This window comes from Collinsella sp. AF11-11 (assembly GCF_003465485.1).
In the GTDB taxonomy this organism is placed as follows: domain Bacteria; phylum Actinomycetota; class Coriobacteriia; order Coriobacteriales; family Coriobacteriaceae; genus Collinsella.
In genome coordinates, this window is the sequence record NZ_QSAS01000019.1 from 1 (window position 1) to 26,449 (window position 26,449).

The following is a 26,449-nucleotide window of genomic DNA, read 5'->3' on the forward strand; positions in this document are numbered from 1 at the left end:
ACGCAAAGAAGGCCACTTAATGTGGCCTTCGTCTTGCGCAGGACTGTCCGAGCAGCAAACCAAAACCATCCCGCCAGCCCAGCGACCACCCTCCCAAAGATTTTCAAAAAAGTTGTTGACGCGCGCGTAACGACTCGTCTAATATATCTTTTGCGCGATGGACCTGTAGCTCAGTTGGTTAGAGCGTCCGGCTGATAACCGGGAGGTCACAAGTTCGAATCTTGTCAGGTCCACCACTTTCTTTCGCAATAAACACCCCAGCGAGAGCCGAGTCGCCGCTGGGGTGTTTATTACTGTCTCCGTGGGGGTTTAGCTCAGCTGGGAGAGCGCGGGCTTTGCAAGCCTGAGGTCAGGGGTTCGATCCCCCTAACCTCCACCATGATGGACCTGTAGCTCAGTTGGTTAGAGCGTCCGGCTGATAACCGGGAGGTCACAAGTTCGAATCTTGTCAGGTCCACCATCAAAACTGTGAAGAGCCTCGAGGGTTTCCTCGGGGCTTTTTTCTTACCTGCTGGAGTAGTCAAAAGAGCCCCGTCCCAAAAAGACTACTTTGATTTTGTGTGCTGTGCGAAAGTTTGGGTAGTATAGCTATTCAATGCGGCGGGCTGCCGCGTGTTAACCGCTACGTACCGGAGGTGTTCCATGGTTCGTGTCGACATAGAGACCATCGTCATGGCCGCCGGTCCCGTGCCATCGCTTATCGTGCTTCGCGAGCGCTGCAGCAAATCGGACTTGCCCGCGCCGCTGCGTTCCCTTTCCATTCAGACTGGTTCGTTTGAAGCTGCTGCCATCAGCCGCGGCATCGATAGCGGTCGCGCCGAGCGCCCGATTACCCATGACCTGTTGCTCGATACCGTTGACGCCTTGGGCGCCAAACTCGAGCGCATCGAGATCGTTCGCGCCGAGCCGCCGGTGTTTTACGCGACGATTGTCGTACTGGCCGATGGTGACGAGCGCAAGATCGATGCCCGCCCCAGCGATGCCATCGCCCTTGCCGTGCGCAGCAATGCTCCCATGTTTGTGGAGGACGACATCATGAATCGCCTGGGCACCGTTTCTGCCCATGCCGAGGAAGTCGACGACGAGCAGGAGTTCGAGAAGTTCGACGAGTTCGTCCATACGCTCTCCCCCGATGACTTCTAAATGCGGGGCGTCCAGGTTGCGGAGCGTTCGCTGATGGCCGGCGGCATGTCGGCTGAGGCGGCCGCCATCGCGCGTGAAGCCCAGATGCGCTCGGAAGCATCCGAGGCGGCCCGCCTCGCCTATGTGACACAGGCCCGCACGCTTCGCGAGCGCCGCGGCTCGTTTATCAAGATGGTTGTCATCTCCGCCCTTGTCGCGGCAATCTGCTCGCGCCTTCGTGGTACAGTTGGTGCGCTTGGGTTTTCGATCTCTACGGGCCTGGTGATCTGGGGCGTGGTCGACGCGGTAATGCTGACCAGTCAGATCAAGGTGCTCGACAAGCGTGCGGTGGATATGATGCACGCCCGCGACGCTGCCGCCAAGATCGCTGCTGAGGCACAAGAACTGTAACGACGCCGGATTCGATGGGAAGGTCTAAAGATGGCACAGGATATGCAGGACGCCGGTAACGTCTCCGCCGAGCTCGACGCCATGGTGTGTGACCTGATTGGTGCGTTCTTGGACGACCTTGCCGCCGGCGAGAATCCGGGCGTAGTTGTGGCGATCGAGGACGCTGCTTCCAACCGTTATCTGGCGGCGCTCGATGAGGATGGCGAAGAGGCGTGCCTCGAGGCTGCCACCAACTTTATCTCCGAGCACAAGATGGGTCTTAAGGACGAGGGGCTGGGCCGCATCGCCCGTTACGCCATCGGCTACACCGGTTGTGTCGAAATTGACGGCGGCTATCACGACGCCCTGCTCGTGAGCTTCTTCGAAACCACGCTCGAGAGCGGTTTTTCGGCATACGTGCTGTATGAGGGCATGGGTGCCGGCGATGGTTTTATGTGGAGCGACCCTGAACCTGCAGGTGAGGAAACCCCTCTTATCTAAAATCGCTAAAATAAACGAGTTTTCGGTAAAAGGCTCAATATTCCCGCTGAGCGTTGTATCGCTGGGCGGGCCGCATACGCGTGCCGTTTGTATATGGATAGAAGATAGGGGAACTACATGCGCGTAGACAATCTGAGGAACATCGCCATCATCGCCCACGTCGACCACGGCAAGACGACGATGGTCGACAAGCTCCTGCGTGCCACGGACGCCTTCCGTGCCAACCAGCAGGTCGAGGACCGCGTCCTGGACTCTAACGACCAGGAGCGTGAGCGCGGCATTACGATTCTCGCCAAGAACATCTCTATCGAGTACAAGGACGTTAAGATCAACGTCATCGACACCCCGGGCCACGCCGACTTTGGCGGCGAGGTCGAGCGTGTGCTGCGTATGGCCGACGGCGCCCTGCTGCTGGTCGACGCTTTTGAGGGCCCCATGCCCCAGACCCGCTTTGTGCTGCGTCACGCTATCGACACCGGCCTTAAGATCATGATCGTCATCAACAAGATTGATCGTCCGGGTGCTAACCCCGAGAAGGCCTACAACGACTGCCTCGACCTTATGGCCGACCTGGGCGCCACCGACGACCAGCTCGAGTTTGCCATGGAGCACGTCATCTACGCCAGCGGCGTCAACGGCTTTGCCCGCCTCGATCCCAATGACGGCAACATGGATATGTATCCGCTGCTCGATATGATTATCGACGATATGCCCGCGCCCGAGGTTGATGAGAACGCCCCGCTGGCCATGCAGTGCGTGACCATCGACCACTCCAACTTCGTTGGCCGTATCGGCATCGGCCGCGTGTACTCCGGCACCATCCACCAGGGCGACCAGATCCTGGTCGTCAAGAACGACGGCTCCAGCGCCACCGCTACCGTCAAGCAGCTCTTTACCTTCGACTACCTGGGCCGCACCGAGTGCCAGGAAGTCGGCGCCGGCGACATCGCCGCCGTCGTGGGCATCGACCGCACCGATATCGGCGATGTTTACACCGACCCCGAGAACCCCGTCGAGCTCGAGCCCATCGAGATCGACCCGCCGACCCTGTCCATCGTCTTTGAGGCTTCGACCTCCCCGCTCGTCGGCCGTGACGGCGACATCGTGGGTGCCCGTCAGCTCAAGGAGCGCCTGTTCAACGAGGCCGAGAACAACGTGACCATGAAGATCGAGGAGCTCGAGGACAAGAGCGGCGTCGAGGTCTCGGGCCGCGGCATTCTGCACCTGTCCGTTCTGATGGAGTCCATGCGCCGCGAGGGCTTTGAGTTCCAGGTCGGTCGTCCGCGCGTTCTGTTTAAGAAGGACGAGAACGGCAACAAGATGGAGCCTGTCGAGCAGGCCGTCGTCGAGTGCCCGGACGAGTACTCGGGCAAGGTCGTTGAGGTCTTCGGCACCTCCGGTGGCATCATGACGAGTATGGATACCTCGGGCATCGTGACGCACCTTGAGTTTAAGATCCCGACGCGTGGCATCATGGGCCTTAAGAACCGCATCATGAACGTCACCCACGGCGAGGGCGTGTTCTACCACACCTTCCTGGAGTACGGTCCCTACGCCGGCGAGATCGGCAACCGTCAGAACGGTGCCATGATCTCCATGACCACCGAGAAGGCCGTTGCCTATGCCCTGGGCACGCTGCAGGAGCGCGGCCAGCTGTTTGTTGAGCCGGGCAGCGAGTGTTACGAGGGCATGATCGTGGGCGAGCGCAGCAAGGCCGGCGACATGGTCGTCAACATCGCCCGTACCAAGAACCTGGGCAACCAGCGTTCCTCGACCTCCGATATTTCCGTGCAGCTGGTGCCGCCCCGCACCTTCTCGCTGGAGGAGGCGCTGGAGTACATCGCCGATGACGAGCTGGTGGAGATCACTCCCAAGAATATTCGCCTGCGCAAGCGTCTGCTCAATGCCACCGACCGCAAGAAGGCCGCCGTCCGTGCCGGTCAGGTCAACAAATAAGCGCTGGGGCTTATAACCGCCAATAAGAAAGGGCGTCGACCGCGATGGTCGGCGCCCTTTTTGGTGCAAGGGGGACAGGTTCGCTTGCACCACCACAAAGGTGCCTGTCCCCTTTGTGGTGGTTGGCAGCTAGGCGGTGGGGAGTTCCGGCGTATTAGCCGGCTGTTGCGACTTGAGGTGAGCGTTGCGCCAGATGATCTGGATAACATAGCCGAGCGTGAAGACAAAGGCCACGCCGCTGATGAAATCGCCTACGAGGGGGATTGCCGTAAGTGCACCTGCGATCACGCCGCCGGCGGCCGCCATGGCGTAGCGGTTCTGGCTGTGTCCGACCATGCGCGCGATCGCGCACCCTGCAAAGGCACTCGACACCAGCGCGATGCCAATAACACCGCACATGAGGGCTCCGGCAAGCGACAGACCAGCGATAGAGATAATTAGCAGTAGGACGGCGGGGACGATAGCAATCGTGCCCAGAAGACCGCTCACCCACAGGGGCATGGGGCGCTGGTGGAGCATGCCGGCGGCGCTGGCGGTTGCGCGCGGAAAGACGAGTTCGAGCAGTAGGGCGACAAAGCAGGCCGAGAGTGCCGCGGCGACGATACCGCCGATGACATCGTTAACGGTGGAAGTATCCTCGCTCTCGGTGCGGTCGATCTTGAGCGCGCCGACCTCGGCTCCCGCGGCGCGCTCGGGGTCCTCGGAGACGTGCGCGTTCACGGTGCCGGTGATGTGGGCGTTCTTGCCCAGGATGAGCTTATCGGCCCAAACCTCGACATCGCCCTCGACGGTGCCATCGATAGTCACCGTATCGCCCGCAAGCGCTGCCGACTTGGTAGAGCCGCGCAGGGCAACCGTCTCGCCTATCGCATAGAAACAGTTGGTGGTGCTGTCGGAATTGAGCACGACATGCTGGCCGGCAACGGTCACGCTGCCATCAACCGTAGTCTTGGCAATGTCGATGGTGCGCGCCGCCAAGCGGACGGCGCCGCCCACCGTGCAGTCGCGGATGGAGAGGCTCTCGCCTGCTGCAATTATGTCGCGGCCGATGGACGCATCGTCCAAGTTGAGGGCCTGACCTGCCCAGTACAGGTCACCTTCGACGCCGGACGAATTGGCGTCATTGTCGGTCGCAAGTACGTTGCCTGCGGTGTCTGTGCCGGCGAACGACGCCGTGGGAAGTGCGGTGACCGCTAGGGCGACGAGCGCGAATAGGATCGTGATGCGGACCCACGCTTTACGGCGCTGGGTCGACGGGAATTGATTACAGGGCATAGTGAATCCTTCGTCAGATGCTCGACATACACCTAACAGGGTACCCAACGCGTGGGCGCTCTAAAAGAACCTCTCGGTTGCATTTCGAAGGGTCGTGCCGTGCTGTTTACTTTTTACGGTGCAAGAAGCGCGCGATATCTTCTTCGGTGGGGCTTTTGATGTCAAAGCGCAGCGAGAGCCAGCGCAGACCCATGGTCACGACAACGCATACGACCAGCGCGGCGACATTGCTCATAATGCCGCTCATAACGAGACACACATAGCTTGTCGATCCGGCGATGGCGGCGATGGCATAAAAGTTAGTACGTTGGAAAATGCCCGGAACCACGCCCATAAAGCCGTCGCGCAACATGCCGCCGCCCACCGCGGTGAAAAAGCCCATCATGATGCACACCGCCGGTGCAAAGCCGTAGACCAGCGCCTTGTCTGCTCCAGTGGCGGCGTAGATGCCGACCGAGATGATGTCGAGCAGGGGAATGAGTTTTTCGGGCTTGTCGACGATTGCCGGGAAAATATAGATGATGGCTGCCGTGGCAATGGAAAGCGGCAGCGCCATTGGCTGGTTGAGGATGTAGACGTTGCCCACCTGCAGCGTCATGTCGCGTAAAAGACCGCCGCCCAAGCCACAGACCACGGCAAGCGCGACCGCGCCCACCAGATCGAGCTTGTGCTCGCGCGCGACCAACACGCCCGAGATTGAAGCCGCGACGACGGCGAACATTTCGAGCCAAAACGGGATGGCGACCATGGCATCTGTGGCGTGTGAGGTAACGGTCATAGCGGCGACGACGGGCAAGATGGGGTCCTTTTGGTTGCGGGTTTAGACAATGCCCGTACATAGTACATGGTTGGCGGGCGTGGTGATCCTATTGCTCGGTAAACGGTCGGGACTGGGTGGGGGCGTAGGTTCCATGTTTGGGGATCTGGGTCGATGCTGAACGCGATGGGGGCGTGGCTGAATAGGAGGGATGTCCAAATTTTGAGCAGCGCTCAAAATTTATCCGGTCGGCTTACGCCGACCGCGCTGCGCTAAAAACGCGCCACTGGCGCGTTTTCTTTACGCTTTGCGCCCTGGCGGGTTCGAATCCCTCCTCCTCCGCCGTATTTGCTTGTAAGGGACTCTAAACAAAAAAGCCCCCGTTTTCGGGAGCTTTCTCAACCAAAATGGCGGAGGAGGAGGGATTCGAACCCTCGTGACCTTATACAGGCCAAACGGTTTTCGAGACCGCCGCATTCAACCACTCTGCCACCCCTCCGCGTGGGGTAAAAACAAAGCAGGCTCGAAGGCCTGCTTTGGAATTAACTGGCGGAGAGTCAGGGATTTGAACCCTGGAGACGCTTTTGACGCCTACACGATTTCCAATCGTGCTCCTTCGGCCACTCGGACAACTCTCCGTTAAATGCGAAAGTCAGTATACACGAGGAACCGCAAAGTGCAAACAGAAAAGTTGGCATTTTTTAAAACGCTTGGCCGCGCTTGTCGTTGCAGTGGGGTTTGAGGTGCCAAAAAACGGCTTCCGACCAGCGTGGTTGATTAACTCAATTGTTCAAAAGGGGTATTCATAAGCGACTTGGCAATGAATTTAAAAATCTTTGGGTGGCGCTGTGGACCACTGGTATGCATTTTGCGACCACAGCCTTGTGCCCGTTGACCTGTGGCTTGGCTCAGCTTGTCCCCGCGGCGTCGTATCTTGTCCACAAATCCGTCAAGCACTTGGTCAGCATTTGGTTGGAAGACGCATGAAACGTCGTGCGAGTATGGGCATATGTGGAGGTCATGAGGTTGTAGCTGCATATTCTTGCGGCCTAGGAGGTTGAAAGATATTATTACCAAGTCTTTTCCTGCTTCAGGCGCACCTTCACGACCTGAAGCCACATTTGCCCAGAGGAGGTGACAATATGAAGGCTTATGAACTGCTGTTCTTTGTTGACCCGTCGCTCGACCCCGAGACTCGTCTCGCTGTTATGAAGCGTATCGATACCACGATCGCTGAGGGCGCTGGCAAGGTCGACTCCGTTGACGAGTGGGGCAAGCGCAAGCTCGCCTACGAGATCAACGACCTCACCGATGGTGACTACACCCTCATCAACTTCCACGCAGATCCTACCCAGATCGCCGAGCTTGATCGCGTCCTGCGCATCACCGACGCTGTGGTCCGCCACATGATCGTCCGTCGCGACGACCAGGAGTAAGACTGTCGTTTTGGACTGGGCTTGTGCCCCAAGAGGAAGTAGTGAGTTATGAGCATCAATCGAGTGAACATCACCGGTAACCTCACGCGTGATCCCGAGCTGCGCGCCACCGCCGGCGGAACCCAGGTTCTGTCCTTTGGCGTCGCCGTGAACGATCGTCGCCGCAACCCGCAGACTGGCGAGTGGGAGGACTATCCCAACTTTGTCGACTGCACTATGTTCGGCACGCGCGCCGAGGCCGTGAGCCGTTTCCTGGCAAAGGGAAACAAGGTCGCGATCGAGGGCAAGCTGCGCTACAGCTCTTGGGAGCGCGATGGCCAGCGCCGGAGCAAGCTTGAGGTCATCGTCGATGAGATCGAGTTTATGAGCTCCCGTGGTGGCCAGGGTGGCTACGATCAGGGCGGTTACGCCCCCGCAGCTCCCGCGCCCGCAGCACGTCCTGCCGCACCGGTGGCTACGCCGCCCGCGGTCGACGTCTACGATGAGGACATCCCGTTCTAAGGGTTGTTCACCTATTTTTGAGTGAGAGGCGGCTTCGGTTCGCCGAAGTTGCCAAACGAAAGGTATTTTGACATGGCTAATGATTTTTCTGCACGTCAGCCGCGTCGTAAGTACTGCCAGTTCTGCAAGGAGAACACTGAGTTCATCGACTATAAGGACACTCAGCTTCTCCGTAAGTACATGACCGACCGTGGCAAGATCAAGCCCCGTCGCGTCACTGGCGCTTGCACGCAGCATCAGCATGACATCGCCAACGCCATCAAGCGCGCCCGCGAGATGGCTCTCCTGCCGTACACCGTCCCCGTGGTTTCCTCTCGTGGCAACCGCGACCGCGGCTAAGAAGGGAGACGCATCATGAAGGTTATTCTTCTCGATGAGATCAAGGGCAAGGGCGGCGAGGGTGACGTCGTAGAGGTCGCTCAGGGTTACGCTGAGAACTTCCTGTTCCCCAAGAAGCTCGCTGTTGCCGCCACCAAGGGCAACCTCAAGCAGCTCGACGAGCGTCGCAACAACATCGCCAAGCGCGAGGCCGTCCGTCTGGCTACCGCCAACGAGACCAAGACTGCCCTCGAGGGCAAGCAGGTCACCGTTGACGTCAAGGTCGGCGACGAGGGCATCCTCTTTGGCTCTGTTACCGCCGCTATGATTGCTGACGCCATCAAGGCTCAGCTCGGTATGGACATCGACCGCAAGCGCGTCGAGCTCGGTAAGCCCATCAAGGTTGCCGGTGCCCACACCGTTGCCATCTCGCTGTACCGCGAGATCAAGGCCGAGGTTGTCGTTCTCGTCGGCGTTACCGCCGAGGAGCTCGCTGCCGAGGCTGAGGTCGAGGAGGCCGCTGAGGTCGCCGAGGCCGAGACCGCCGAGGTCGAGACCGAGGCTGCTGCTGAGTAGCATTTGCTGCAACGCAACAATCTTGTTCTAAGAAGGGCGCTCTGGGAGACCGGGGCGCCCTTTTATTTTTTGCGCTGAGTGGGTGTCACGTCATACATTGAGATGCAGTCCCACATAAGCGTTGTGTTAGACCACTTTGGATAAGTGTCCTGCACGCAGTACACGCGACGGGGCCCCGGTTGCGACAATTCCATCATCAGGAGAGATGGAGGTTGCAATGGAAGACGTGCTCACCCAGCTGACGAGGCAGTTCCTCCCGCAGATGAGGCTTATAGGACAAAATGTGTGTCCACGTTGGGGGCATCGGCGCAGGTCGATGCCCCTTTTTCAGCCGTTTAAATTCCGTGCCCGCTTTTAACCGCTCGGACAGAATGTGTGTCCGGTTGCCTATCGTTACCGCAGGTAGATAACCTTTTCCGGAACCGTTAAATACCCTTTCGGAAGAGGTGCCCATGAAGGCCGTTTATTGCCCCTACTGCGGCGGTCGGACCAAGCGCAACGGCAGGACCTCATCGGGGTCCCAGCGGTGGAGGTGCACGGCCTGCGGCGCGTCGACGACGGTGAGGTACGACGACACGGCGACGAGGCTGGACGAGTTCCTCGGGTGGCTCCTCTCCAAGGACTCCTAGGCGGCGATGCCGGGCGGCGGGCGGTCCTTCAGGCGCAGGACGGCCGAGTTCTGGGAGGTCTGGCCCATGCCCGTCCCCGACGGCGAGCTGCACCGCGTGCTCTACGTCGACGGGATCTGGGTCGCGCGCGACCTCGTGGTGCTCATATGCTGCAGCGGCGAGAGGGTGGTCTCCTGGTACATGGCAAGGTCGGAGAACTCGAGGGCGTGGTCGGCCCTCATGGCGCCGATCCCGGCGCCCGAGGTGGTCGTCACCGACGGCGGGAGCGGGTTCGCCAAGGCCGTGCGCGAGACCTGGCCGCGCACCAGGGTCCAGAGATGCACCTTCCACGCCTTCTCGCAGGTCAAGCGCTACACGACGACGCGGCCGAAGCTCCAGGCGGGGCGCGAGCTCTACCTCATCGCGCGCGACCTCATGGGAATCGAGACGCTGCACCAGGCCGAGCTCTGGGTCGAGCGCTAGCTCGACTGGTGCGGGTTCTGGGCCGACTTCCTGGAGGATAGAACCGTGGTGGACGGCAGGAGGGCCTGCACCCACGAGAGGCTGAGGCGGGCGCGCTCGTCGCTGTCGTCGCTGGTGTCGGCGGGGACGCTGTTCACCTACCTCGACCCCGCCCTGGCCAAGGCCGGCCCGCTGCCGTCGACCAACAACATGATCGAGGGAGGGGTGAACTCGCAGATGAGGGCCGTCCTGCGCAACCACCGGGGGCTGACGTCGGTCAAGCGCGTGAAGGCGGTGTTCTGGTGGTGCCACGCGCACTCGGGGGGCGCGAGGACGGCGCGCGAGAAGCTCGCCACGATGCCGACCGACGCGGACATCGACTTCCTGTTCAGCGTCTACTCCGCCTCGCCGTCACGCGAGGACGGAGGGCCGGAATGGGGCGACAGGGCCGTGTGGGAGGACCTCCACCACAGGGACCCGTACCCGTTCTGGCTGGATTAATGGATGGAAACGGATGTTCTATCGGGACACACATTTTGTCCTATAAGCCGCAGATGACGGCTGCCGAGAAGAGCAGGGCCCTGAGATCGCTCAAGGCGCTGATAGACGCGGAGCTTTTCGAACTCGCGGCAAGCGAGGGGGCGGAAGACGATCCCGACAGAGCCTGCCCCTGGTGCGGCTCCCCGCATTACGTGAAGAGGGGGCGAGACGGGAGCGGCCGTCAGCGGTTCCTCTGCCGAGGGTGCGCCAGGACCTTCACCGACGCCACCATGCGCATCTTCTCCACCACCAAGCTCGACAGGTCGGCCTGGATGAGGTTCGCGGAGTGCCACGTGGACATGCTCCCGCTGCGCGAGTCGGCGGAAAAGTGCGGCGTGTGCCTCAAGACGGCGTTCTTCATGCGCCACAGGCTGCTCGAGGCCATGGCCAAGCGCATGCCCGCCTTCCGCGTGGAGGCCGGCGGCGGGGCCGAGCTCGACGAGTGCTTCTTCAGGGAGAGCTTCAAGGGAAACCGCTCCAGGTCGGAGTCCGGCATGCCCAGGAAGCCCCGCACAAGGTCGCAGGGAACCGACGGGCACGAGAAGATATGCGTGCTCACCGGCATCAACGACGCCGGCGACATCTTCTACGAGATCGCGGGGAGGGGCGGCCTCGACGAGGCGGCAGCCAGGGAGCTGCTCGCCGACAAGCTCGCGGCCGGCGCGATAATCTCGACGGACCGTGCGCACGTGTACCGCCGCGTCCTGCCCGCCCTCGGCGTCGGCGCGCACATCGCCAGCAAGAGGGAGGAGCACGCCATCAACAGGGTGAACAGCCTCCACTCCCAGATGAGGCACTTCATCGGCAGGTTCCGGGGTGTCTCCACGAGACGCCTCGAGAACTACCTCGCCTGGTTCAAGTGGACATGGTGCTTCAAGGTCCGCAGGAGCGCGGACGAGCTCGCCGAGCTCATAGTGAGGCAGGCAGCCCGCGGCACGTACGAGAAGACCTGGCGCCAGTACAAGGTGACCCCCTATCCGTTCTACGAGTACTGGATCAAGCAGGCGAAATGGGACTCGCGTGCGCGGAGGGCCATATACGGCGTGGCGTGATGTCCAGGGCGGTCTGGCGCAGCGCATCTGCGGCAAGCGCTGAAGTCGTGCCCCGATGCAAATAGCAACAGCTAGCGATATTCTTCGGGAACGTCGAAACCGTACTCACGGCATAGGAGCATGACATCGTGGGCGTCGTGCTCGTCATGCTGATAGCCCAAGTGAAACAACAGCTGGCTTTCGGGGTCGATGCACGACACCTCCACCTCGCCGATGCGCCCCCTCCCCGAAAAGACCTCCCCGGGAAAACGATCTCCCTGATACAGAATATCGCCATTCTCGGCGAAATCGAAGCAATGCAGGTCGACGATGCGCCCCGCCTCGTCTTGCCACACCGTGTGATCTTCGGTGGTGAAAGATGCAGCCACCTCGGAAAACCCCTCATCAGCAATTAGATCCACGAACCTTTGGTAATCCCCGCGCTGAACGAACAGGTCGATGTCGTTATGAGCCCTGGTCTCACGCCCGACAAGCGCATCGATGCCCCAGCCGCCATCAAGGTATACGCCAATGCCCGCACCTGCGGAAAGGCCGATTATCCAACACGCATCATCCTTGGTGACCATAGGAGCTCCTTCGCTTTCGCCTGCTATCTAAGCAAGAAAGATTATAGGAAAAGTCCCAGTATCCAAAGCGGTCGGGACTGCGGACAAAAAGTTGGACCGTTGAGGTCCGGAACGGAGTCCGCATGGCATACAGTAGGAGAATGGTGGAGAGGGCCAGGGCGCTTCGCGGCGCCGGGCTCACCGTCATGGAGATAACCGAGATACTCGGCGGGCCCGGCAAGACGTCCGTCTGGCGCTGGATCAGGGACGTGCGCAAGCCCGCGGGAAGGGCCGGTGGAGGAATGGACCTGCCGCGACTCGTCGGGGACGGCCCCGACTACCCCGACATCGACCCGGAGGACAAGGACGCCCTGATCGAGCGGCTCAGGCTCGAGAACGCGGTGCTGAGGGCGGTGCAGGACGTTTTAAAAGCCGAGAGCCTCGACGGGATGTCGAACAGGGAGAAGACCCTGGTGATAGACCGCCTGAGGCCTGCGGGGAAGTGGTCCTTGAGAGAACTCACGAGTTCCTTGGGGATATCAAAGAGCTCCTATGAGTACCAGCGCCGCGCGATCGCGAGGCCCGACCGGCGCGCGCCCCTGCGCGCGCTCGTGCGCAGGATCTTCACCGAGGACGGCGAGGGGGCGCGGGGGTACCGCTTCGTGACGGCGCGCCTGCGCGAGCTCGACGAGCCCGTGCGCGCCTCGGAGAAGGTCGTCCTCCGCATCATGCGCGAGGAGGGCCTGGTCCCCAGGTGGATGAGGAGGAAGAGGAGGCCCTACAGCTCCTATGCGGGCGAGCCGACGCCGGCCCCGCCGAACCTCGTGCGCCGCGACTTCCGCTCGGCCCTGCCGAACTTCCTGTGGCTCACCGACATCACCGAGTTCAGGCTGCCCTCCGGCAGGAAGGTCTACCTGTCGGCCATCAGGGACTGCTTCGACTCCTCGGTCGTGGCGTGGAGGGCCGGCGAGAGACCGGACGCCGCGCTCGCCAACTCGACGCTCGAGGACGCCTGCGCGCTGCTCGCGCCCGGCGAGCGCCCCGTCATCCACTCCGACCGCGGCGGCCACTACCGCTGGCCCGGCTGGATCTCGATCTGCGAGGGGCACGGCCTCGCCAGGAGCATGTCCGCCAAGGGCTGCAGCCCGGACAACGCGGCGATGGAGGGCTTCTTCGGCCTGCTCAAGAGGGAGTTCTGGCACGGCAGGGACTGGTCGGGCTGGACCCCTGCCCGCTTCATCGAGGAGCTCGGGGGCTGGATCGGCCGATACAATACGGAGAGGCGCAGCGATGCGCTCGGCGGCCGCACGCCGGCCGAGTTCCGCGCCGCGCTGGGAAGGGCGCGTAACGGTCCAAGAAATCGTCCGCAGTCCCGTCTAACACAACGCACATAAGGGACCGTTCATCCGTTTGGTTCGGTGATGATTGTTAAGGCGCGCCTCGATTTAAAGCTGTGGCTGATACTATGGATGCTCGCAAGCGATATGAATGAGGATGCTCATGGCATATGACGATAGGGAGACCGGGCTGACGGTCGAGGACCGTGGTTCCAAGTTGGGTCTTCCCCAAAACCAAGATGCAGAGGCCAATGTACTGGCCGCTATGCTGCTATCGCCCGAGGTGGTCGAAGAGGCCCAGGTCGAGCTGCAGCCCGATGACTTCTACCGGCCCATTCATAAGACCATCTATACCGCGATGGTCGATATGTACAACAGCCGCATTCCCATCGACTCCATCTCGCTGATCGATTACCTGCGAAGCATCAACAAGCTTGATGCCGTGGGCGGCGAGGCCTACATTTTGGAGTTGATGGGTCAGACCCTGTCGCTCGTCAACTGGCAGCACCATGCCGCTATCGTTCGCCGCGATTCGATGCTGCGTGAGCTGATCGGCGCCACCAACGAGATCAACGCGCTGGCCTATAACGCTCCCACCGATACCAAAGAGGTCGTGGAGCTGGCCGAGAGCAAGCTGCTCAAGGTCACGGCACGCGAGGTCAAGTCGAGCTACAAGACGCTGACCGAGTTTATGGTCGAGGCCTATAACGAGGCCGAGGAAGTGTGCCAGGCAGGCGGCCAGGCTGCGGGCGTGCCCACGGGCTTCCCGTCGCTCGACCGCATGCTCATGGGTTTTCGCGAGGGCCAGCTCATCATCATCGGCGCCCGCCCTGCTGTGGGTAAGACGTCGTTCGCCCTGAATCTGGCGCTCAACGCTGCCGCGGCCGGTTATACCGTCGGCTTCTTCTCGCTGGAGATGTCGGGCAAGGAAATTGCCCAGCGTCTGATTTGCGCCTACGCCATGATTTCGATCAGTGACTTCCGCATGGGCCGCATTAGCCCCGAGCAGTGGGCCAATATCAACGAGGCCACGCAGACCTTGTCCAAGCTCGATATTCTGATTGACGATACGCCCGGCACCACAGTGACCGAGATTCGCGCCAAGAGCCGCCGCATGCTCCACAACAAGGAGAAGGCCATCATCATCCTGGACTACCTGCAGCTGGTGAGTCCTCCGCCGGGACGCCGCTCCGAGAGCCGTACCGTCGAGGTCTCCGAGATGTCGCGTGGTCTGAAGATCATGGCCAAGGAACTCAAGATCCCGCTCATCGCGCTGTCGCAGCTCTCGCGTCAGGTCGAATCCCGTACCGGCAAGCGCCCGCAGCTTTCCGACCTTCGTGAATCGGGCTCCATCGAGCAGGACGCCGATATCGTTATGTTCTTGGACCGCTCCGCCGATGAGGCCGAAGCCTCGCGCGACGATCGACCCGACGAGGGCGTTACGCGTATCGTCGTGGCCAAGAACCGTTCGGGCCCGATCGGCGACGTCGACCTGATGTTCCTGCCGGCATCCACCAAGTTCTATGAGCTTGATGGGGCACATGCCGAGGAGTAGGACAGGCGCCCGTTGCACGGGTATACTGGGAATGTTTTGTGCTTCTGCGTGCCGGCGTGGCGCGTAGACAGTCCATGAATGTAAGGAGTAAACATGCCGTCAACCGTTTTGGTCGGTGCCCAGTGGGGCGATGAGGGCAAGGGTAAGATTTGCGACCTGGTCGCCGGCGACTTCGATGCCGTCGTGCGCTACTCGGGCGGCAACAACGCCGGTCACACCATCGTCGTCAACGGCAAGAAGTACGGCCTGCACCAGGTGCCCTCTGGCATCATGTATTCCGACCACGTGTCGGTGATCGGTAACGGCTGCGTCGTCAACCCCAAGGTTGTCCTTGAGGAGATCGACATGTTCGAGGCCGACGGCATCACCACCAAGAACCTCAAGATTAGCGGCAACGCGCATGTCATCATGCCGTACCACATCGATCTGGATGGCGCCTTTGAGCAGAAGCTCGGCAAGAAGAACATCGGTACCACCAAGCGCGGCATCGGTCCGTGCTACCAGGACAAGATGGCCCGCATCGGCCTGCGCATGCAGGACATGCTGGACGAGGCACTGTTCCGCGACAAGCTGGAGACCGCTCTTGCCCGCGTGAACCCCGAGCTTGAGCTCATCTACAACCTGCCCACCTACACCGTGGACCAGATTTGCGACGAGTATCTGCCCATGGCCGAGCGCCTGCGCCCCTACATCACCGAGACGAGCTTGCTGCTCAACAACATGATCGACGAGGGTAAGGACCTGCTGTTTGAGGGCGCCCAGGCCACGCTGCTCGACATCGACCACGGCACCTATCCGTACGTGACGTCTTCCAACTGCACCGCCGGCGGCGCCATTACCGGTTCTGGCGTCGGCATGAAGAACGTCGACCGCGTGCTGGGCGTCATGAAGGCCTACATCACCCGCGTCGGTTCGGGCCCCATGCCCACCGAGCTTTCCTATGAGTCCGAGGCCGGCCACACGCTGACCGAGGAGGGCTACGAGTACGGCGTGACCACCGGTCGCCGTCGTCGCTGCGGCTGGTTCGACGGCCCTATCGCCAACTATGCCTCGCGCGTCAACGGCCTCACCGACATCGCCGTGACCAAGCTCGACGTGCTTTCGGCCTTCGACACCATCAAGGTGTGCGTGGCTTACGACGTCGACGGCGAGCGCTACACCAGCGTGCCCGAGCATCAGGTGCGCTTTGAGCATGCCAAGCCCATCTACGAGGAGCTCCCCGGCTGGAAGTGCGACATCACCGGTTGCCGCAGCTTTGATGAGCTGCCGCAGGAGGCTCAGGACTACGTGGCGTTTATCGAGGATCTGGCACACACCCGCGTGACGTTCATTGGCGTCGGCGCCGGTCGCGAGCAGATCATCAACCGATTCTGGAAGTAATCGGGATCATTTGGTTATTGCGATATACCCCTTTGCAGCCCAAGTGGGCGGCCGAGGGGTATATTTGCTTGCAAAGGGCTCGCGCGGAGCGGGCTATTCATCCATAGAGGAGGCACCCTTGAAGGCGGACACTCAAACCATCGACATCCTGTTGTTGGGCAGCGGCGGCCGCGAGCATGCTTTGGCAGCAAAGCTCGCAGCATCACCGCGCGCCGGCAAGCTCTACATCGCGCCGGGCAACGGCGGCACCGCGAGCTGCGGCGAGAACGTTGTTCTCGACGACTGCGATCCTGCGGCCGTGGCGGCGTTTGCTCAGAGCCACGGATGCGGACTCGTGGTAATTGGTCCCGAGGCTCCGCTCGTGGCGGGCGTGGCCGACGCCGTGCGCGCGGCGGGTATTCCCTGCTTTGGCCCGGGTGCCGAGGGCGCCCAGATGGAGGGCTCCAAACTGTTCTCCAAGCAGCTCATGGAGCGCGCCGGTATCCCGACGGCAGCCTATGGTTCATTTACCGACGAGGCTTCGGCTCTCGCCTACGTGCGTGAGCAGGGCGCTCCGTTGGTCGTCAAGGCCGACGGCCTTGCCGCGGGCAAGGGCGTTATCGTGGCGACCGAACTTGAGCAGGCCGAGGAGGCCGTGCGCGAGTGCTTTGGCGGCACCTTTGGCGACGCCGGCAACACCGTGGTCATCGAGGAGATGCTGACCGGCCCCGAGTGCTCGCTTTTGGCCTTTACCGACGGCAAGACCGTGCGCCCCATGGCCACCTCGCAGGACCACAAGCGCGCGCTCGAGGGCGACAAGGGCCCCAACACCGGCGGCATGGGCGTCTACAGCCCGGTGCCCATCGTGACTGACGAGGAGCACGCCACCATGGTGAAGGTCATGGAGCAGACCGTGGCCGAGCTTGCTGCCGAGGGCATCGACTACCGCGGCTGCCTGTATGGCGGCTTTATGCTCACGCCTGCCGGCCCCAAGGTGCTGGAGTTCAATGCCCGCTTTGGCGACCCCGAGACGCAGGTCGTGCTGCCGCGCCTTAAGAACGATCTGGTCGAGGTCATGCTCGCCTGCGCCAACTGCGAGCTCGACCAGATTGAACTCGACTGGCGCGACGAGTGGGCCGTGGCCGTTGTCCTGACGAGCGCGGGCTACCCCGGCAGCTACGAGAAAGGCAAGGTCATCACCGGTATTGAGGATGCCGAGGCCATGGAGAACGTGACGGTGTACCACGCGGGCACTGCCGTGGTGGACGGCCAGCTCGTGACCAATGGTGGCCGCGTGCTTGCCGTGACCGCTCTGGGCGACACGTTCGAGAACGCTCGCAACCTTGCCTACGAGGCCTGCGAGAAGATTGATTTTGAGGGCAAGACCCTGCGTCACGACATCGGCTTGCGCGCGCTGCGCGGCCGCGACGCCTGGGATGCCTAAAATCCGAGAGGAATGAGACGGATGGACGAGAAGAACGAAGAACTCGTGGACGCGCAGATCGTCGAGGAGGACAGCCGCATGTATGGGCACGCCGAGGGCGAGCCTGGTGGCGAGGTCGCTGACGAGCCGGCGCTGGTGCTGGGCGACGACGACCCGCACGATGCCGAGCTGCACGAGAAGATTCTTTCGGAGGAGTGCGCCTGGAAGGGCAAGATCCTCGACGTCCACCGTCTTGAGGTTGAGCTGCCCAACGGTCGCCGCAGCGCCCGCGATATCGTTCGCCATCCGGGTGCGGCGGCCGTTGTGGCACTGACCGAGAGCGGCAAGATCGTACTGGTGCGTCAGTACCGCACCGCCATCGACCGCGTGACGGTCGAGATTCCCGCCGGCAAGCTCGACCCGGGCGAGGACCCGCTCGATTGCGCCAAGCGCGAACTGCATGAGGAGACGGGCTTTAGGGCCGGTCGTATTCGCTTTTTGACGTCGATTGTCACGTCATGCGGTTTTTGCGATGAGATCATCCACATCTACTTGGCTACCAAGCTCGAGTTTGATGCGCCCAACCCCGACGATGACGAGTTTGTCAACGTGGACCTGGTGCCGCTGCACGAGCTGATCGACGCCGTGCTCGACGGCAAGATCGAAGACGCCAAGACCGTCGTGGGCGCTCTTGCCTGCGACAGTATCGCTCACCGACTAGGCGGGGCAGAGCTGTAACGAGCGGGGATGATCCCGCAGGTTTGTGTAAGTCAGCGAAAGTGCTCCATTTGAGACAAGGTGGTCTAAAAGAGGAGGGAAGCGTATGGATATACGCGACCGACGATTGAAGGCCAGATTGTCTAAATGGGGCGCTTGCAGCGTCGAGACGAAACGCGGTTTGGTAAAACCGCGTAAGGTGATTATGCTGAAGAGGTTTCTTTCTTACTACAAGCCCCAGATGGGGCTTTTTGTTGCCGATACTGTTTGCGCTCTGGTGCTTGCCGCCATTGACCTTGCGTTTCCTATTATTCTGCGCAATTTGACCGGTGGGCTGTTTACTCAGGGTCAGGCTGTCATTATGCAGGCGCTCGGCATGATCGCGGTGGGCTTGGTGCTGATGTATGCCGTCCGCTGCGCCTGCCGCTATTTTGTGAGCTATTGGGGTCACGTGATGGGCGCGCGTATGGAGTCCAAAATGCGCGAGGACCTGTTTGACCAGTATGAGCGCTTTAGCTTTGCGTACTTTGACCGCAACAGCTCGGGCGACATGATGAGCCGCGTGGTCAACGACCTGTTCGATATCTGCGAGGCGGCGCACCACGTGCCCGAGTGGATCATCATCTGCGGCATCGAGATTATCGGCTCGTTTGTGATCCTCTTTACCATCGCCCCGGTGCTGGCGCTCGCCATGGCTGTGGTGACAGCAGCGTTTGCGGTCATCATGTTTTGGCAGAACATGCGCATGCGCGAGGTCTTTAGCGACAACCGCAAAAAGATCAGCGGCATCAATGCGCAGCTGCAGGATTCGCTGGCGGGCATGCGCGTGGTCAAGAGCTTTGCCAATGAGGAGACCGAACGCTTCAAGTTCCGCGCCTCCAACAATCGCTACCTTTCGTCCAAGGAGAACATGTATCACGCCATGGGCGTCTATACTGCGACGTATGGCCTGCTCTCGGGTGTGCTCTATGTGATCGTGGTACTGCTGGGCGGCTGGCTGGTCGCCCAGGGACAGCTGCAGGCGGTCGATATGGCGACCTTTGCACTCTATATTTCGCTGTTCTGCACGCCGCTCGAGACGCTCGTCAATTCGGCCGAAACGTATCAGAAGGCCATCGCCGGCTTTAAGCGCATGGACGAGGTGCTCTCGACTGCGCCGGATATCCAGGACAAGCCGGGCGCCACGGATCTGCAGGTGACCGCCGGCGCCGTGGTTTATCACGACGTGTGCTTTAACTACGAGGATGTTGAGCTGGGCGAGGGCGATGCCGACGAGCGTCCCGTTATCGACCATATGGACCTGTCCATCAAGCCCGGGCAGACCATCGCTTTGGTTGGCCCTTCGGGCGGCGGCAAGTCCACGACCTGTTCGCTGCTGCCGCGCTTTTATGACGTGGCTACCGGATCCATTAGCATCGACGGCCAGGACGTGCGCGATGTGACGCAGCAGAGCCTGCGCCGCGCCATCGGCCTGGTGCAGCAGGATGTCTATCTATTTGACGGTACGATTGGCGAGAACATCGCCTATGGCAAGCCGGGCGCTACGGCTGAAGAGATCGCCGAGGCCGCCCGTCGCGCCAACATCGATGCCTTTATCGAGTCGCTTCCACAGGGCTATGACACGGTCGTGGGCGAGCGCGGCAGCCGTCTTTCGGGCGGACAGAAGCAGCGTGTTGCCATCGCGCGCGTGTTTCTCAAGAACCCCAAGATCCTTATTTTGGATGAGGCGACGAGTGCTTTGGATAACGAGAGCGAGGAGGCGGTGCAGGAGTCGCTCGAAGAGCTGGCACGCGGCCGCACCACGATTATCATCGCCCACCGTCTTTCGACCATTAAGCATGCCGATGAGATCGCGACCGTTGAGCATGGTCGCGTTGTGGAGCGTGGCACGCACGAGGAGCTTCTCGCCCGTGGCGGCACTTATGCCCGTTACTATCGAATGCAGTTCGAAGGTGCGCGTGCGCACGAGCTCGACTGATTGATATGACAGGAAGTTTATGGCTGACAAGAACCCTTTGACTCCGGAAGAAGTGACGGAGTTATTCTCCGAAATCGATGCATCCGGTGTCTTGGATCCCACGCTTGCCAAAAAGCGCACCGAGCGCATGCGTGAGAAGGAGGCTGCGGCCAAGCGCGGTGACAAAGCGGCGCTAGCGCAGCTGCGCAGCGAGGACCGCGCGAGCCAGGCAAAACATATCGACCCGCTGTCCGAGGACGACCCTTCGGGCTCGCAGGTGAGCCATACCATTACGAAGACTGCCATGGCCGTGGTCATTGGCATCTTGGTGCTGATTGTGGGCATGCAGATTGGCTACGGCGTGATGCGACGCCTGAACACCGCCAACCTGTCCGAGAGCGTTTCGGTGGATACCGTTTCGACGGCGCTGAAGGGCGGCCTTGAGTGGGGCAACGGCTTTACGCAGTTCCCGCTCGACTTTACCGTCGATGAAGCTGATGAGCGTACGGGCACGGTCGAGGTGACGGTGTTGGACACATCGTCTGCCAACGAGCTCGAGCTGCTGTCCAACGGGCAGATTCAGGCCGCTGCGCTTGCGACCAACGCGCTGCTCAACGATAAGATCGACCGCGTGGTGTATAACGTTCACGCCTATATCGACGAGGATAGCAACATTCAGCACGATTCCTTCTTTGGCATGTTTCCCGCGCGGGGTCATCAGAGCGCCATTTTGACGTTTGTGTGGACCAAGAGCTCATCCAACGCCACGAGTATCGACTGGAAGATGCGCATCGTAAGCATGGACGACACCATTGCCGAGCGCATTCAAAAACAGGTGAACTCGGTTTCGTCGCTGATCGAGGACCCGGTGGTGAGCCAGACCAAGATTGACGAGGAAAAGGCCGAACGTGACCTGGAGCATCGTCTGCATGGCCGCGAGATTTTCCGCGGCGGCAAGCCCGATCGCTCACCGTCCGATCTGCTGGAACAGGACAAGCAAAAGTAAGAGGCCATTATCCCGCGTGAGCCACAAGCCCACGCGGGATGATTTTTAATCCCCGTCCCAGAAAAATCATTATGCATAGAAAGTCATAATTATCATTTCGTAAACATTTCGATGAAATTAACGCCATGAGGCATGCTTGCGGTTACAATACCGCGAGGCCTAACTACACACCTTTAAGCCGGTCCTGTGAGACCGGGAAGGAGAATTATGGCGAACAACCATACCGCGGGCGCTGCCGCCCGCACCTTCGCGCCCAGCGAGCTTTGCCAGCGTATGCTGGCCAAAACCAGCAAGGGCACCTGCGGTCCCTGTATCCTGTATCTTGAGGATGGGACCATTTTTTATGGACGTGCATGCGGCGCCGAGGGCACCGCGACCGGCGAAGTCTGCTTCAACACCTCGCTTGAGGGCTACTTTGAGGTCATGACCGACCCGAGTTATGCCGGCCAAATTGTAACCATGACCTATCCGCAGATCGGCAATTACGGTATCGACGAGACCGATGTCCAGTCGGCCTTCCCCGGCGACGCCGTGCGCCCTGCGAGCGCTCCGGCTATGCGCGGCATGATCGTTCGCGACATGTGCGCCACGCCTTCTAACTGGCGCTCGGCCGTCAGCGTGCCGGAGTACCTGCGCGCTCACGGCATCGTCGCTATCGAGGGTGTCGACACCCGCGCTCTGGTGCGCCATCTGCGCGACAATGGTTCCAAGATGGGCATTATCTCGACAGAGATCTTCGACGTCGACGAGCTCGCCGAGCGTCTGGACGCAGCGCCCACGCTGGTGGGCGAGAACCTGGTCAAGACCGTGAGCTGTCCCGCGCCTCACGAGTTTGTGGCCGCCGACCTGCCTGCCACGCATGGCTTTGCGCTTGTGGCTGCCGCTCCTGCCCGTCACAAAGTGGTCGCCTACGACTGCGGTGTGAAGCGCGGTATTCTGGAGGGCCTGGTCCGTGCCGGCTGCGACCTCACCGTCGTGCCGTGGGATACGCCCGCCCAGCAGGTGCTCGACATGAATCCTGATGGCGTCTTTTTGTCCAACGGCCCCGGCGACCCCGATGCCGTGGTGGAGACCTACGAGCAGGTGCAGCAGCTGATCGGCAAGGTGCCGGTCTTTGGTATTTGCCTGGGTCACCAGATGATCAGCTTGGCCTGCGGCGCCCAAATGGAAAAGCTTAAATTCGGTCACCGTGGCGGTAACCAGCCGGTTATGAATCTGGTGAGCCGTCGCGTGGAGATCACCGCGCAAAACCACGGCTTTGGCCTTCTGTTCCCCAGTCTGGGCAAACTGATTCCGGAGCTTTCCGGCGGCGAAACCGAGCATGCGGCCGATGGCGACCTGCGCGCCTGGGTGCGTCGCGGCGTCGCGCCGGTCGTGATGAACGAGCGCTTTGGTCGCATTCGCCTGACACATGTGAACCTCAACGACGGCACCGCCGAGGGCATCCAGCTGCTCGACGCCCCGTGTTTCTCGGTCCAGTACCACCCCGAGGCTTCGCCCGGCCCCACCGATGCCCACTATCTCTTTACCGCCTTTACGCGACTCATGGACGGCGAGGAGAACTACCTGGACATCGACACCGCGAAGGACCGCCTCGCCGGCTGGAATTTCGCCGAGTCCGAGAACGCTGCGACCGAGGAGAACTAACATGCCTAAACGTACTGACATCAAGCGCATCCTCGTTATTGGTTCGGGCCCCATCGTTATTGGCCAGGCCTGCGAGTTCGACTACTCCGGCGCCCAGGCCTGCAAGGTGCTCAAGGAGGATGGCTTTGAGGTCATCCTGGTCAACTCCAATCCGGCGACCATCATGACCGACCCGGGCTTGGCCGACCGCACCTATGTTGAGCCTATCACCGCCGAGTTTATCGAGCGCGTGATCAAGAAAGAGCGCCCGGACGCGCTGCTGCCCACGCTGGGCGGCCAGACCGGTCTGAACGCCGCCGTCGAGCTGGCAAAGGACGGCACGCTCGACAAGTACGGCGTCGAGATGATCGGCTGCGACCTGGCCGCTATCGAGCGCGGCGAGGACCGCAAACTCTTTAACGAGGCCATGGCCGAGATCGGCCTGGAGGTCGCGCGCTCGGGCTATGCCTACAGCGTGGCCGACGCCGAGGCTATCGCCGAGCGCGTGGGATATCCCTGCGTACTGCGCCCGAGCTTTACCCTCGGTGGCGCCGGCGGCGGCATCGCGCATACCCACGAGGAGCTCGTCTCCATCGTGAGCCAGGGCCTTGAGCTCTCGCCTGCCCATGAGGTGCTGGTCGAGGAGTCCATCGAGGGTTGGAAAGAGTATGAGATGGAGGTCATGCGCGACCACGCCGGCAACGGCATCATCGTGTGCTCCATCGAGAACCTCGACCCCATGGGCGTGCACACCGGCGACTCCATCACCGTGGCGCCAGCGCAGACCCTCTCCGACCTTGAGTACCAGCGCATGCGTGTCGCGTCGCTCGCCATTCTGGAGAAGATTGGCGTCGAGACCGGCGGCTCCAACGTGCAGTTTGCCGTGAACCCCCAGACCGGCCGCCTGATCGTCATCGAGATGAACCCGCGCGTGAGCCGTTCGTCCGCACTGGCCTCCAAGGCCACGGGCTTCCCCATCGCCAAGGCCGCCGCTCGCCTGGCCGTGGGCTACACGCTCGACGAGATCGTCAACGACATCACCAAGGCAACGCCCGCCTGCTTTGAGCCCACGATCGACTACTGTGTGGTCAAGGTGCCGCGCTTTGCCTTCGAGAAGTTTAAGGGTACCGACCCCACGCTCACCACGCGCATGAAGGCCGTGGGCGAGATTATGGCGATCGGCCGCACCTTTGAGGAGGCCTTCGGCAAGGCCATGCGCTCACTGGAGGACGGTCACCAGGGCATCTGCGCCGGTGGCAAGGAGGGTGCCGACAAGCTGAGCGACGATGAGCTCGCTCAGGCCGTGGCAACCCCGACCGAGCACCGCATCTTCTTTGTGGTCGAGGCCCTGCGCCGTGGCTGGGACATCGCCCACATCCATGCCATCTGCGGTATCGATCCGTGGTACCTCAACCGTATCAACGACATGGTGCAGGTCCAGGAGAGCATCCGCGGCCTGCGTGTGGAGGATATCGACGCCGACGCGATGCGCCTGCTCAAGCAGTACGGCACGAGCGACGCCGAGATTGCCGCGCTGACCGGCTCGGACGAGCGCTTTGTGCGCGCCTATCGCAAGGGTCTGGGCGTGGTTCCCAGCATGAAGACGGTCGATACCTGCGCTGCGGAGTTTTCGAGCGCCACGGAGTACCACTACAAGACGTACGAGAACATCTACCGCACGAGCCCGGATGCCAAGAAGTGCGTGGCTCCCGACGAGACCACGCCGGCGGACAAGCCCAAGGCGATGATCCTGGGCGCCGGCCCCAACCGCATTGGCCAAGGTATCGAGTTCGATTACTGCTGCGTGCACGCGAGCTACGCACTGGCGGCTCGCGGCTTCGAGACCATCATGGTCAACTGCAATCCCGAGACCGTCTCGACCGACTATGACACGTCCGACCGTCTGTACTTTGAGCCGCTCACCTACGAGGACGTCATGGACGTTATCGATGTCGAGCGCCCCGACGGCGTCGTGGTGACGCTCGGCGGCCAGACTCCGCTTAAGCTGGCGCGCATGCTCGAGGAGAGCGGCGTGAACATAATGGGCACCAAGCCCGACGCCATCGATTTTGCCGAGGACCGCGAGCGCTTCGCCGCTCTGCTCGACAAGCTGGGCATCATGTACCCGCCGGCGGGCCAGGCCACCTCGTTTGAGGAGGCCGAGGCCGTGGCCGCGCACATCGGCTATCCGCTGCTGGTGCGCCCGAGCTATGTGCTGGGCGGCCGCGGCATGATGATCGCCTACGATGCCGAGCATCTGCGCGATTACATGGCAGAGGCTGCGCGCATTAGCCCCGACTACCCGGTGTACCTCGATCGCTTCCTGGAGGGTGCGATTGAGTCCGATGTCGATGCCCTGTGCGACGGCGAAGAGGTCTACATCGGCGGCATCCTGGAGCATATTGAGGAGGCCGGTATTCACTCCGGCGACTCTGCGACCTGCATCCCTCCGTTTAGCTTTAGCGAGAGCCTGCAGGCGAAGCTCCGCGAGACCACGCGCCGCATCGCGATGGCGCTGGGCGTACGCGGCCTGGTCAACGTGCAGTATGCCATCAAGGGCGAGACCGTCTACGTGATCGAGGCCAACCCGCGTGCCAGCCGTACCGTGCCGTTTATCTCCAAGGCCACCGGCGTGCCGCTGGCCAAGTGCGCGGCGCGTATCATGGCGGGCGATTCCATCGCGAGCTTGGGCCTGCCGAGCGATGAGCGTCAGCTGGACTGGTTCTGCATGAAGGAAGCCGTTATGCCCTGGGGCCGTTTCCCGGGCGCCGACGTTATCCTGGGGCCCGAGATGAAGTCGACGGGCGAGGTCATGGGTATCGCCAAGAGCTATCCCGAGGCATACGCCAAGACGCAGCTGGCGATCGACTACAAGCTGCCCGACCCGAGCGCCGGCAAGGTATTCATCAGCGTGTGCGACCGCGACAAGCGTCACATCCTTTCGGTCGCCCGCATCCTGCGCTACCTGGGCTTTGACATCTGCTCTACCGAGGGTACGGCGCGCGTGCTGCGTGGAGGCAACGTGACGTGCGAGATCGTGGAGAAGATTAGCGGCCCGCACGACGGCGAGCGCCCCAACATCGGCGACCTCATCGCCGATGGCAAGATCGCGGTGATCATCAACACGCCGTACGGTCCGGGCTCGCGTGGCGACGGCTATCTGTTGCGCACCGAGGCGGTGCGCCGCGGCGTGACTTGCGTGACCGCGATGTCTGCGGCCAACACGTACGTGAGTGCCATCGAGGCCGTGCGCGAGGACCAGCAGGGTCACGGCAGCGCCAACGACATGGGCATGGACGTCATCGCCCTGCAGGACCTGCCGCAGCACACGGTGTAGGTTGAGCTGGCCGGCCGGGGCGGAGGGGGCTGAGTTTCCCCCTTCGCTCCGGCTGCAAGCAGAGTCGCTCAGTGAGAAACTCAGCCCCCTCCG

At 61.5% G+C, this 26,449-nt stretch carries 21 protein-coding genes, 5 tRNA genes and 1 pseudogene; 22 read left to right on the plus strand and 5 right to left on the minus strand.

Annotated elements, in window-relative coordinates; all coding sequences use genetic code 11:
• Nucleotides 1-159: 159 nt before the first annotated feature.
• The 7 genes from DWV58_RS08925 to typA all read left to right on the plus strand — a co-directional run bounded on the left by DWV58_RS08925 (nucleotide 160) and on the right by typA (nucleotide 3,969).
• A tRNA-Ile gene (locus tag DWV58_RS08925) sits at nucleotides 160-236 on the plus strand.
• A gap of 67 nt (nucleotides 237-303) precedes the next feature.
• Nucleotides 304-379: transfer RNA gene (locus DWV58_RS08930), tRNA-Ala, on the plus strand.
• A gap of 4 nt (nucleotides 380-383) precedes the next feature.
• Nucleotides 384-460 (plus strand) — tRNA-Ile (locus tag DWV58_RS08935).
• Between the two features lie 182 nt (nucleotides 461-642).
• Nucleotides 643-1,143 (plus strand): bifunctional nuclease family protein, encoded by a 501-nt coding sequence (locus DWV58_RS08940; protein ID WP_089572578.1) that lies wholly within the window; start codon nucleotides 643-645, stop codon nucleotides 1,141-1,143.
• The gene (locus tag DWV58_RS08945) at nucleotides 1,144-1,533 is read left to right on the plus strand and encodes a hypothetical protein (RefSeq protein WP_117584034.1); all 390 of its coding nucleotides are present in this window, start codon (nucleotides 1,144-1,146) and stop codon (nucleotides 1,531-1,533) included.
• A 30-nt stretch (nucleotides 1,534-1,563) separates the two neighbouring features.
• Nucleotides 1,564-2,013 carry a hypothetical protein gene (locus tag DWV58_RS08950; protein ID WP_089572580.1) on the plus strand — a complete coding sequence of 150 codons (450 nt, stop codon included), beginning with the start codon at nucleotides 1,564-1,566 and terminating at the stop codon, nucleotides 2,011-2,013.
• 117 nt (nucleotides 2,014-2,130) lie between these two features.
• Complete coding sequence (gene typA / locus DWV58_RS08955) at nucleotides 2,131-3,969, plus strand: translational GTPase TypA (RefSeq protein WP_117629776.1); 1,839 nt, start codon at nucleotides 2,131-2,133, stop codon at nucleotides 3,967-3,969.
• A gap of 129 nt (nucleotides 3,970-4,098) precedes the next feature.
• Here typA and DWV58_RS08960 read toward each other — a convergent pair whose 3' ends face one another.
• The 4 genes from DWV58_RS08960 to DWV58_RS08975 form a co-directional block, all read right to left on the minus strand.
• A complete protein-coding gene (locus DWV58_RS08960; RefSeq protein ID WP_117716206.1) occupies nucleotides 4,099-5,244 on the minus strand; it encodes a polymer-forming cytoskeletal protein in 1,146 nt (381 codons plus the stop codon).
• 106 nt (nucleotides 5,245-5,350) lie between these two features.
• Complete coding sequence (locus DWV58_RS08965; RefSeq protein ID WP_229057814.1) at nucleotides 5,351-6,040, minus strand: trimeric intracellular cation channel family protein; 690 nt, start codon at nucleotides 6,038-6,040, stop codon at nucleotides 5,351-5,353.
• Nucleotides 6,041-6,409: 369 nt separating this feature from the next.
• Nucleotides 6,410-6,500 (minus strand) — tRNA-Ser (locus DWV58_RS08970).
• Between the two features lie 48 nt (nucleotides 6,501-6,548).
• A tRNA-Ser gene (locus DWV58_RS08975) sits at nucleotides 6,549-6,639 on the minus strand.
• A 504-nt stretch (nucleotides 6,640-7,143) separates the two neighbouring features.
• On the opposite strand from DWV58_RS08975, the gene rpsF reads away from it, so the two are divergent.
• The 6 genes and pseudogenes from rpsF (at nucleotide 7,144) to DWV58_RS09005 (ending at nucleotide 11,494) form a co-directional block, all read left to right on the plus strand.
• Entirely contained in the window at nucleotides 7,144-7,437 is a 294-nt protein-coding gene (gene rpsF, locus DWV58_RS08980) for a 30S ribosomal protein S6 (RefSeq protein ID WP_006235831.1), read from the plus strand.
• 48 nt (nucleotides 7,438-7,485) lie between these two features.
• A complete protein-coding gene (locus tag DWV58_RS08985; RefSeq protein ID WP_055310294.1) occupies nucleotides 7,486-7,938 on the plus strand; it encodes a single-stranded DNA-binding protein in 453 nt (150 codons plus the stop codon).
• Between the two features lie 72 nt (nucleotides 7,939-8,010).
• Nucleotides 8,011-8,277: a 30S ribosomal protein S18 gene (gene rpsR / locus DWV58_RS08990; protein WP_006235829.1), complete on the plus strand. Its 267-nt coding sequence runs from the start codon at nucleotides 8,011-8,013 to the stop codon at nucleotides 8,275-8,277.
• Nucleotides 8,278-8,292: 15 nt separating this feature from the next.
• Nucleotides 8,293-8,832, plus strand: a complete 540-nt coding sequence (rplI, locus tag DWV58_RS08995) for a 50S ribosomal protein L9 (protein WP_117629778.1) — start codon at nucleotides 8,293-8,295, stop codon at nucleotides 8,830-8,832.
• 452 nt (nucleotides 8,833-9,284) lie between these two features.
• Nucleotides 9,285-10,403 (plus strand): annotated as a pseudogene (locus DWV58_RS09000) (IS1249 family transposase).
• A gap of 53 nt (nucleotides 10,404-10,456) precedes the next feature.
• The gene (locus tag DWV58_RS09005) at nucleotides 10,457-11,494 is read left to right on the plus strand and encodes an IS1595 family transposase (protein WP_158564556.1); all 1,038 of its coding nucleotides are present in this window, start codon (nucleotides 10,457-10,459) and stop codon (nucleotides 11,492-11,494) included.
• Nucleotides 11,495-11,565: 71 nt separating this feature from the next.
• Here DWV58_RS09005 and DWV58_RS09010 read toward each other — a convergent pair whose 3' ends face one another.
• Nucleotides 11,566-12,060: a nucleotidyltransferase domain-containing protein gene (locus DWV58_RS09010; RefSeq protein WP_117629780.1), complete on the minus strand. Its 495-nt coding sequence runs from the start codon at nucleotides 12,058-12,060 to the stop codon at nucleotides 11,566-11,568.
• A 122-nt stretch (nucleotides 12,061-12,182) separates the two neighbouring features.
• On the opposite strand from DWV58_RS09010, the gene DWV58_RS09015 reads away from it, so the two are divergent.
• From DWV58_RS09015 to carB, 9 genes are all read left to right on the plus strand, one after another.
• On the plus strand, nucleotides 12,183-13,433 hold the full coding sequence (locus DWV58_RS09015; RefSeq protein ID WP_117776879.1) for an IS3 family transposase: 1,251 nt from the start codon (nucleotides 12,183-12,185) through the stop codon (nucleotides 13,431-13,433).
• Between the two features lie 100 nt (nucleotides 13,434-13,533).
• Nucleotides 13,534-14,931, plus strand: coding sequence for a replicative DNA helicase (dnaB, locus tag DWV58_RS09020; RefSeq protein ID WP_006235827.1), 1,398 nt, complete (start codon nucleotides 13,534-13,536; stop codon nucleotides 14,929-14,931).
• A gap of 93 nt (nucleotides 14,932-15,024) precedes the next feature.
• A complete protein-coding gene (locus DWV58_RS09025; protein WP_022094075.1) occupies nucleotides 15,025-16,311 on the plus strand; it encodes an adenylosuccinate synthase in 1,287 nt (428 codons plus the stop codon).
• Nucleotides 16,312-16,429: 118 nt separating this feature from the next.
• Nucleotides 16,430-17,734 (plus strand): phosphoribosylamine--glycine ligase, encoded by a 1,305-nt coding sequence (gene purD, locus DWV58_RS09030; protein ID WP_117776880.1) that lies wholly within the window; start codon nucleotides 16,430-16,432, stop codon nucleotides 17,732-17,734.
• A gap of 21 nt (nucleotides 17,735-17,755) precedes the next feature.
• Nucleotides 17,756-18,451: an NUDIX domain-containing protein gene (locus DWV58_RS09035; RefSeq protein WP_172622467.1), complete on the plus strand. Its 696-nt coding sequence runs from the start codon at nucleotides 17,756-17,758 to the stop codon at nucleotides 18,449-18,451.
• Nucleotides 18,452-18,635: 184 nt separating this feature from the next.
• Nucleotides 18,636-20,408, plus strand: coding sequence for an ABC transporter ATP-binding protein (locus DWV58_RS09040; protein ID WP_117564027.1), 1,773 nt, complete (start codon nucleotides 18,636-18,638; stop codon nucleotides 20,406-20,408).
• A 19-nt stretch (nucleotides 20,409-20,427) separates the two neighbouring features.
• Complete coding sequence (locus tag DWV58_RS09045) at nucleotides 20,428-21,393, plus strand: hypothetical protein (RefSeq protein WP_117564028.1); 966 nt, start codon at nucleotides 20,428-20,430, stop codon at nucleotides 21,391-21,393.
• 207 nt (nucleotides 21,394-21,600) lie between these two features.
• Entirely contained in the window at nucleotides 21,601-23,040 is a 1,440-nt protein-coding gene (carA, locus tag DWV58_RS09050; RefSeq protein ID WP_117564029.1) for a glutamine-hydrolyzing carbamoyl-phosphate synthase small subunit, read from the plus strand.
• Between the two features lies 1 nt (nucleotide 23,041).
• Entirely contained in the window at nucleotides 23,042-26,356 is a 3,315-nt protein-coding gene (gene carB / locus DWV58_RS09055; RefSeq protein WP_117776881.1) for a carbamoyl-phosphate synthase large subunit, read from the plus strand.
• Nucleotides 26,357-26,449 lie beyond the last annotated feature (93 nt).

Bases quoted from the DNA above. Each gene is read 5' to 3' on its own strand.
- DWV58_RS08940 (WP_089572578.1), top strand. From the start codon at position 643: ATGGTTCGTGTCGACATAGAGACCATCGTCATGGCCGCCGGTCCCGTG.
- DWV58_RS08945 (WP_117584034.1), top strand. From the start codon at position 1,144: ATGCGGGGCGTCCAGGTTGCGGAGCGTTCGCTGATGGCCGGCGGCATG.
- DWV58_RS08950 (WP_089572580.1), top strand. From the start codon at position 1,564: ATGGCACAGGATATGCAGGACGCCGGTAACGTCTCCGCCGAGCTCGAC.
- typA (WP_117629776.1), top strand. From the start codon at position 2,131: ATGCGCGTAGACAATCTGAGGAACATCGCCATCATCGCCCACGTCGAC.
- DWV58_RS08960 (WP_117716206.1), bottom strand. From the start codon at position 5,244: ATGCCCTGTAATCAATTCCCGTCGACCCAGCGCCGTAAAGCGTGGGTC.
- rpsF (WP_006235831.1), top strand. From the start codon at position 7,144: ATGAAGGCTTATGAACTGCTGTTCTTTGTTGACCCGTCGCTCGACCCC.
- DWV58_RS08985 (WP_055310294.1), top strand. From the start codon at position 7,486: ATGAGCATCAATCGAGTGAACATCACCGGTAACCTCACGCGTGATCCC.
- rpsR (WP_006235829.1), top strand. From the start codon at position 8,011: ATGGCTAATGATTTTTCTGCACGTCAGCCGCGTCGTAAGTACTGCCAG.
- rplI (WP_117629778.1), top strand. From the start codon at position 8,293: ATGAAGGTTATTCTTCTCGATGAGATCAAGGGCAAGGGCGGCGAGGGT.
- DWV58_RS09005 (WP_158564556.1), top strand. From the start codon at position 10,457: ATGACGGCTGCCGAGAAGAGCAGGGCCCTGAGATCGCTCAAGGCGCTG.
- DWV58_RS09010 (WP_117629780.1), bottom strand. From the start codon at position 12,060: ATGGTCACCAAGGATGATGCGTGTTGGATAATCGGCCTTTCCGCAGGT.
- DWV58_RS09015 (WP_117776879.1), top strand. From the start codon at position 12,183: ATGGCATACAGTAGGAGAATGGTGGAGAGGGCCAGGGCGCTTCGCGGC.
- dnaB (WP_006235827.1), top strand. From the start codon at position 13,534: ATGCTCATGGCATATGACGATAGGGAGACCGGGCTGACGGTCGAGGAC.
- DWV58_RS09025 (WP_022094075.1), top strand. From the start codon at position 15,025: ATGCCGTCAACCGTTTTGGTCGGTGCCCAGTGGGGCGATGAGGGCAAG.
- DWV58_RS09035 (WP_172622467.1), top strand. From the start codon at position 17,756: ATGGACGAGAAGAACGAAGAACTCGTGGACGCGCAGATCGTCGAGGAG.
- DWV58_RS09040 (WP_117564027.1), top strand. From the start codon at position 18,636: ATGCTGAAGAGGTTTCTTTCTTACTACAAGCCCCAGATGGGGCTTTTT.
- DWV58_RS09045 (WP_117564028.1), top strand. From the start codon at position 20,428: ATGGCTGACAAGAACCCTTTGACTCCGGAAGAAGTGACGGAGTTATTC.
- carA (WP_117564029.1), top strand. From the start codon at position 21,601: ATGGCGAACAACCATACCGCGGGCGCTGCCGCCCGCACCTTCGCGCCC.
- carB (WP_117776881.1), top strand. From the start codon at position 23,042: ATGCCTAAACGTACTGACATCAAGCGCATCCTCGTTATTGGTTCGGGC.